General features: G+C 38.8%; 7 protein-coding genes and 1 pseudogene. 3 read left to right on the top strand and 5 right to left on the bottom strand.

Features of this window, described 5'->3' with window-relative positions; genetic code table 11:
- Window positions 1-148: 148 nt before the first annotated feature.
- From FVR03_RS24825 to FVR03_RS23290, 4 genes are all read right to left on the bottom strand, one after another.
- Window positions 149-478, bottom strand: a complete 330-nt coding sequence (locus tag FVR03_RS24825; protein WP_304608233.1) for a transposase — start codon at window positions 476-478, stop codon at window positions 149-151.
- 122 nt (window positions 479-600) lie between these two features.
- Entirely contained in the window at window positions 601-921 is a 321-nt protein-coding gene (locus FVR03_RS24820) for a hypothetical protein (RefSeq protein WP_222707303.1), read from the bottom strand.
- Window positions 922-1,365: 444 nt separating this feature from the next.
- Window positions 1,366-1,554 carry a class I SAM-dependent methyltransferase gene (locus tag FVR03_RS25270; protein ID WP_369410476.1) on the bottom strand — a complete coding sequence of 63 codons (189 nt, stop codon included), beginning with the start codon at window positions 1,552-1,554 and terminating at the stop codon, window positions 1,366-1,368.
- Between the two features lie 1,588 nt (window positions 1,555-3,142).
- Complete coding sequence (locus tag FVR03_RS23290; protein ID WP_147924179.1) at window positions 3,143-4,522, bottom strand: lipopolysaccharide biosynthesis protein; 1,380 nt, start codon at window positions 4,520-4,522, stop codon at window positions 3,143-3,145.
- Between the two features lie 127 nt (window positions 4,523-4,649).
- On the opposite strand from FVR03_RS23290, the gene FVR03_RS24650 reads away from it, so the two are divergent.
- Window positions 4,650-4,898 carry a hypothetical protein gene (locus FVR03_RS24650; RefSeq protein WP_187270281.1) on the top strand — a complete coding sequence of 83 codons (249 nt, stop codon included), beginning with the start codon at window positions 4,650-4,652 and terminating at the stop codon, window positions 4,896-4,898.
- Here FVR03_RS24650 and FVR03_RS23285 read toward each other — a convergent pair.
- A complete protein-coding gene (locus tag FVR03_RS23285) occupies window positions 4,887-5,462 on the bottom strand; it encodes an IS1634 family transposase (protein WP_147924178.1) in 576 nt (191 codons plus the stop codon). The two genes, FVR03_RS24650 and FVR03_RS23285, sit on opposite strands and share 12 nt — an antisense overlap.
- Before the next feature lie 69 nt (window positions 5,463-5,531).
- Here FVR03_RS23285 and FVR03_RS23280 point away from each other — a divergent pair.
- Both FVR03_RS23280 and FVR03_RS23275 read left to right on the top strand, forming a co-directional pair.
- A pseudogene (locus FVR03_RS23280) lies at window positions 5,532-5,942 on the top strand (IS66 family transposase); the annotation flags it as partial.
- Between the two features lie 494 nt (window positions 5,943-6,436).
- A complete protein-coding gene (locus FVR03_RS23275) occupies window positions 6,437-7,351 on the top strand; it encodes an FkbM family methyltransferase (protein WP_147924177.1) in 915 nt (304 codons plus the stop codon).
- The last annotated feature ends 142 nt before the right edge of the window (window positions 7,352-7,493 follow it).

Raw genomic sequence — 7,493 nt, 5'->3', positions numbered from 1 at the left:
CAAAGTTCTGCTTTCCTGTTCTTTTTTAAAACCCTCAATCTCAAACCTCAATTTTTAGTTGGGTAGAGTACTTAAAATCGATTCTGTAAACAATGTTTCGGCTGCCACGCCTGAATCAATATTAAAATTTTAAGGCTCATATTTAGTTTCAAGTTGCTATAAGTAATGCGATTAGAGCAGCCAAGACTTGGTCTCCTCTTTTCCTGATGTTGTGCAGAAACTCGAAGAAGCCCAGATAGTAGGGCAACTGCTCCTGTGAGATACCGCGGTGCGGCCGCAGCCAGGGCCTTAGCAAAGACCAGAAGCACTCCATCGTGTTTACATGCACCTCGCACTTACCGTCTCCATCCTCATCCCGTGCGTACTCCCCCCGCCTGTGGTTGACCTGCTTGTGCTCATAGCCTGCCGCCAGCCAGTGGTAGATGCTGTACTCATCGGTGTAGACCTTGCTGCCCGCCTTCACCACTCGCTCAATGATGGGTCTGATGGTCTATTGCTGCACATCATCCAGCATTTTGATCACAACGCAGCCGCCCCGCTGGAGCATGCCCAGCACCGGTGGCTTGTCCTCTGCGGCTGTGCCGCGCCCGCGCCTGCCCCTCAGGCGCCTCCTCCTGGGCGGGCGCCCTTTTTTTTAACAGCCTCCGGGTGTCCCTTATGCCCTGCCACCACATAGAGCTCATCGAACTCCACTTCCCCCTCCAGCACCTCCTGCGGGCGCTTCTCGTAGACACCCTCCCGCGGAAGGCTCGTAATGGCCTGGCTTACGCTCTGGCTAATACCCAGTTCTTTGGCTATCTGGGCGTTGGACAGGTTCATGCTCATCAGGTAGAGGCAAAATATCCACACCTTCAGCGGCTGGTGATGGCCTTGGAAAACTGTGTGCGTCAGATCGTCGAAATACTTCTGCCCCCCTTGCACTGGTAGCGATAACGGGACGTACTGCTGTTATGGTATCCATGACGTTTATGGTGGGGGCTGCGGCAGTAAGGGCATTTTACACCCGCTGCCAAACGAAACTCCCTTACCTTCTCATAGCACAAGCGGTCGTCAACAATTTCATGGAGAGGAACTGCTAGATTCATGGCCAAATTAATAATGGTTTATAGCTAATTTATACGTAGCAACTTGAAACCGTAGATGAGCCAAATTTAATTAACATTGATTTCTTCTTTATAATTCTGTATTTTATTTTTACCTTATCAAGAAGGATCCCGGCTCTCGTTCCTTTTGAGTAGCAAAAATTGGGCATTTACTTTCAAATTCTTGTCTATAATTATGTGCCAAAAAGGTTAGTGCCCCTATGATCTTAAACTCTGAATTGAATGTAAGAAAGGCTTCTAATAAATATTGTTCATTCCACAGTTAATGTCTGTTGTAGACCCATTCATTTAAATAGTCTTTGGGTGTAAATATATCGTGTACATGTACGATAACTCCTGACTTCAGTGTTGGGAGAACCTCTAGGTATTCAAAAAGTACATCACCTTGAGGTCTTATGATGTGAGATGAATCTATGAATAATATGTCATTAGCTTCTAATTGCTGGAATATTGCTTTATTAATGCATTCAACTTTTTCCTTATAAGTTCAATATTTAATTTCTCAATCCATGGTTGTTCATATGGCTCTATACATATATGTGTACAATCATATTCAGAATCCTCAAACTTGTTTTTATCAACAGCATTTCTAACCATTAAAGTAGAGTCATCGCTTCCAATTTCAATTATATGTTTCGGCTTCAAATACCTGATAATACTATATAACTATTCTGCATCTCCAGACTCATACGATTCATTAATATAATGATAGTCAATATTGTTGCTCTTGTGTAATGGGAAATTTAAAAGTTCTCCATTATAATTAAATTTTGATAGTAAACTTAATTGCTCTTTTATATTTATATCAATTCCAGGCAACTCTCTATCTTCTCTTAAGATTTTGAAAGATGCTTTTCGGGATTTATCAATGGATTATAGTAATGATCAAGCACTGGTAAAACACCAATTTGCATGAATATTTTATTGCTAATATTCCTTGTTCCTGCTATTCTTGAAAATTTTGCCATAAAGAAGAAAGTACAATTAATGGCGCCCCAAATTCAGCAATGACTACTATGGTTTTTTTGGTAGTGTTAAAGAAGTAATGCTGGTTTGAAAATTCATCCGGAATATTGAGTCGGAATCTGCCTAAATTCGCAAGAAAGAGAGATATTTCTTGGCTCAATTTCAAAGATTTTTTTTCAGCATTACTTCTTTAACACTACCGTTTTTTTTATCAAACGTTTCATAAATTATTATTTTCACTTAAAATCAATTGAGTGCATAACATAATAAGGGGTATTGATATAGCAATTATTTGTTATACAGGGCTATGGCACGGCATCAGAGTTGGCTATGGAACAAATCCCAGTCCTTGGCTTGAGGCCTCGCGGCCTTGAGCGCTCGGAGCCAAGACTATGCAATAAAACAGCAGAAGGGCACCGAGTCGAGCAGCCGTTAAGCCAGATAGAACCTTCTCTTTAGAAGTATTAATATATCAATACCCCTTAATATGTTATACACTCAAATCAATTGTATCACTTAAAAATGATTTGACGCCATTAGATAAATATAAATTAAGTTATATTGGCATTAGTCCGTTAAGATTTTAACTGAAAATTCAGAAGGTTAAACATTTGACTATCTGATATTTGTATTTTACTTTTTGGTGCTTTCATCTTTATTAAAGCATTTATTGCTAAGTACGGACTGACTGCAGACTTGCAAAAAAATATTACCAACCGCTTTCAAACTAGATGACTACATCAGGAGAAAATTAAATTACTTGATTATAAACGATTTACAAATATTTAGAATACATCAAGAATTATTCTCTTTGTGGATCTACTTTTTGCATATATACATTGCCTTAAATTCTTAATGGACTATTGAAATTTAATACCTGAATATAAACAGCTTTAGAACCTGCCAGTATTTAATCTTGAGCTTGGTCTGTTTTAACAGCATATTAAAAAAACCTTATGTTTTATGTTCTGCGTCTTTTATTCTAGAACAGGCAGCAGTACAAATTCGATTTATGAGAAATTAAGTCGCTGTCTATAAATTACCTTTATCAAGATTCAAGATCAGTTTTGGAGTTATTTAGAAAATAAGCCTATAGCTGTATTATTAATAATTTTGTTTAACTGAATTGGTAAAGCAACACTACATGGCAATAAGCATACAATATTTGCAATAATAATACCTTCTAAACCTGATTTAAATGTAGATGTTGACATATATGATAATGGTATAATTAGAAATGCACCTATTAAGTAGCTGTAAAGTTGAACTCGAATTTTACCAACTCCAAAAAGCAAATACCCAAAGAGGTTATTCCACATATGTACAATTACAAAAACACCAATTAGCATTGTAACTGAAAGAGGAACGATAATTTTATTTGATATCCATATAGTAAATATTAATGGTGAAACAATTACAAACACTACAGTTAGAAAAGAAAGCCCAAGCCATACAAAAAGTAAATGTTTAGAGGTTTTCTTAAACCATGCTGTATCTCCGTTGTTATATGCGAAAGTTGCCGCTGATAAATAGGGGTTGTAAATTAAGATGGATAATGTGATGGGAATGCTAAGAAATTTATAAGGTATATTGAAGACGGTTACATCTTCAGGGCCAAGTAGAGCACTAATTATAAAGTTGCTACCGAAATAAAGGAGGAGTAACGACAATTGCAAAAAGAAAAAATGGCTACTTAACTTTAACAAGTTACCGCTAGATTGAACATCTACAAAGCGCCATCTGGGATAATAGGCACGGTAAGCACCTGTAAAGCTCCAAACATTAGCAACTAAAGGCACAATTACTAATATTAATCCATATAATAATCCTGCAAGAAATAAAGAATTATATGAAAATTGTTTCAATACCACAATTGTAAGCAAAACCAGTAATGTGGTTGAAAACTCTAATAAACTGGAGAGGCTAAATTTATTATTAGCGGAATAAACGGTATTTATAAGGCCAAAAATGAGTCTTAGGCAGAAGAGAAGGGAGAGTATCGAAAATAAGGTAAGTAATTCATTATACAAAGCTGCCGGATAATTAAATAAACTTATCCAGTTAACAGTATGAAGCGCTAAATAACAAACTCCTGCCAATAAGACTGCAATACAAGAGATAGTAAAATAGGAGGTGCTAACATAGATTTTGGCTGCATCCCAATTTTTTGTAGCCAATGCCTCAGCATACTTATTACGAAATGCACCTGAAATGCCAAAGTCAAATAAAATTAACCAGTAGAGAAACGAACTTAGCGTTAGCCAAATACCATAATTAAGAGGGGTAAAATAGTCTAATGTTAGAGGTACAAGTAATAAATTAAAAAACATCCCCAAGCCCCTGAAAATAACAGAATACAGCACATTTTTTCTTGCAATATTGGTAAGTTCGTCCTGTTGATTAAAGAACTTGTTTCTTAAGAAATTGGATTTAATAAAACTTTTTGTTTTCAAAATACTAAAATTTAAACACAAATATAAATGTAATTTTCATCATTAGCTCGACATTAACATTTTACTGAAAGAAAGAGAACTTACCAGTTCGTGCTACAGTTAGGAATGTGACCAAACAATTCCTGCCATGTATAGCCTCTCAGATGAGTTCCTTTCGGTAATGATAGCTTATTCGAGCCTATTTTCCAAACCTGTTTTTACCTATGCGCGCCGTCTTTTAGCGGGAGCCATCCTGGCCCTAGGCAAGCGTACCGTGACCTCAGTGCTGCGGGTGCTGGGGGTTATTCCACAAGTACCACCGAATGCTGAGCATTGCCCGCTGGTCAGCCCTGGTGGGGGGCGCATACAGCGGAAGGCCGTGCTGTCACTGCTGTAATTCGTTCAAGGCCTCCATATGCAGGGGAATGCCGCTGTAGTGGTCCCTGATAAGCTGCAAGGCAACCTGTGGCAGATCAGGGCGATGGTCTTTGCTGTGGCCATGGGTCAGGTGGAGCACCGTCTCTGCCCCTTTATCACTGTTGTAGCTGCCGTGGACAAGAAAGGTGGTCGAGTCCAGGTGCGCATCCTTGGGCTGCTTGCCCAGTTGCTGCATCGTCTGGGAAGCAATAGAGGCAAACAGGGTTGACACACCATGGGCGTATAAAGCGTCCAGCGCCCTTCCCAGCCGGTCGTCGTTGAGGTGTGAAGCCGCTATGCCCGGCGTCAGGAGCCTGTCGAGCGGCTTGTCCTCGAAGAATTTGCTCACCAGATAGAGCCGCTGGTTGACAAAGCCCAGACCGTTGAGCAACATGGCCACCACTGCCTGGCCTGTGGTGACATGCTGCTCTTGGCTCTGTGGTGGAATAAGCTTGTCTATCTGACCGGCAATATCAAATTCGCGGCAAACCCTGCTCAGTAGACCAAGATGGTCAAGTGTTTTACTGCTATACCCCTCGCCCATAATCAATAGTATAATGCGTATCAGCAGAAAACAGTATTATCAGTTTTTTAGTTTAGGGGTGCGGAAGGTGAGGTAAAACAGCTGCGCCTCGAGAAGTCTCTGCCTCTGCTCAACCAGATGGGCAAGTGGCTCGTGGAGGAGGTGAAGCACACGCTGCCCAAGAGCCCCATGAGCTATAGCATCGCCCGCTGGGATGCCCTCTCGGCCTACCTCTATGACGGAGAGCTGCAGATAGACAACAACCTGGTGGAGAACGCTATCCGGCCCGTGGCCCTGGGCAGGAAGAACTACCTCTTTGCAGGAAGCCATGAGGCGGCAAAGAGAGCCGGAATGATCTACTCCTTCTTCGCCAGCTGCAAAAAGCACGAGGTCAATCCTTACCAGTGGCTCAGGCACACGCAGGAGAAAATCATGACCATCAACCACAAAAGTATCAAAGACCTTTACCCCCAGAACTTCAAAACAAAATCAAACATGTAGTTCGTCTGGCGGATACGTTATTAAGGGTGTAAGACAAAGTGCACTAAACCATATCTAATCTAGCCTTACTGGTTCAGAAGCAATAATTCTAATGAAAACAGCCTTCCAAAGTCATTTCTCTGTTTCGGATGCTGTTACCTGATGAACGCATCCAGAACCGGTGTAGATAAAAGTTGTGCACTTTGTCATACACCCGTTATTAATATGTTCAGCCACCTCTCAAAAGTGTATTTTGGGCTTTTGAAAAGCTCACACAAAGTTGAAGGTAAATTTTCTAGTGGGCTAGGTTGATGCATATCTCCACTTTGTTAAATATTTCCTTAATTTTGGTATCTAAAGGACTTCTTTATGATAGGTAAGAGTATTTTGTTGTTTGGTCACTATGGAGGCCAGCTTTCTTAGGCTTTTCTTTAACCTGGAATTTTAAAACCTACATTTTTATTAGATAAAGTGTTTTTGTACAATTAGAAAAAGTAATTAACAATAAAAAATTAATGAGCAGATTAATAAAAAAGGTATCACATTTGATAAACGACTCTATTTCAAAACTTAACCGCGCAAATAATGAAGCAACCTTATTGGCAATTGGAGCAATGTTGTCTAAACAGCAATGCCTACTAAATTCTAATGATATTAATGATTATGAATTTAAAATATTTAGTCAATTCGGTGATGACGGAATTATTCAATATCTAATTAAAAATATAGAAATCAAGAATGAAATCTTCATAGAATTTGGTGTTGAAAATTATTTAGAATCAAACACAAGATTCTTGATGATGAATAACAATTGGACTGGATTTGTTATGGATGGCTCGGATAAGGCAATGAAAAGTCTTGAAAATCAAAGTTGGTATTGGCAATATAATCTAACTCAAAAAGCCGTTTTTATTGACAAAGCTAATATCAATGCATTATTGGAAAGTACAGGTTTCTCAGATATAGGGTTACTCCATATAGATCTTGATGGAAATGATTACCATATATTAAAGGAAATTGAAATGTCAAGATTAAATCCATCAATCATTATTATGGAATATAATAGTGTTTTCGGAAAAGATAGACAGATTACAGTTCCTTATGATAAACATTTTGATAGGACAAAAGCACATTTTAGTAATTTATTTTTTGGTGCTTCGTTGCCAGCCCTGAACAATGCTGCAGTAGAATTAGGATATATTCTAGTTTGCTGTAATCTAGCAGGAAACAATGCTTATTTTGTCAGAAAAGATTTGTTGAATGAAAAGATAAAGGAAGAATCCGTAGAGAAAGCATATAAAGAAAGTAAATTTAGGGAAAGTCGAAATAAAGATTATTCTCTTTCCTATATTGCTGGAAGTAAAAGACTCGAGGCTATCAGAGGACTTAAGGTTTTGAATATAGAAACAAATCAACTAGAATTATTATGAAAACCATTGCACATCTAATAGCCTCGCCAGCAGCAAAATTGCTAATGGTGAGGCACTAAGTCGAGTAGCTAAGGGAGTGTAAACAGAACTGTGTCACTCGTTTTTTTAGTGGCTTTTTAGATGTTACGGCTTTAGCCTAACA

The organism is Pontibacter qinzhouensis (genome assembly GCF_008017455.1).
GTDB lineage: Bacteria > Bacteroidota > Bacteroidia > Cytophagales > Hymenobacteraceae > Pontibacter > Pontibacter qinzhouensis.
The sequence above is the reverse complement of the archived record's forward strand: the minus strand, read 5'-3'. Positions and strand labels throughout refer to the sequence as shown.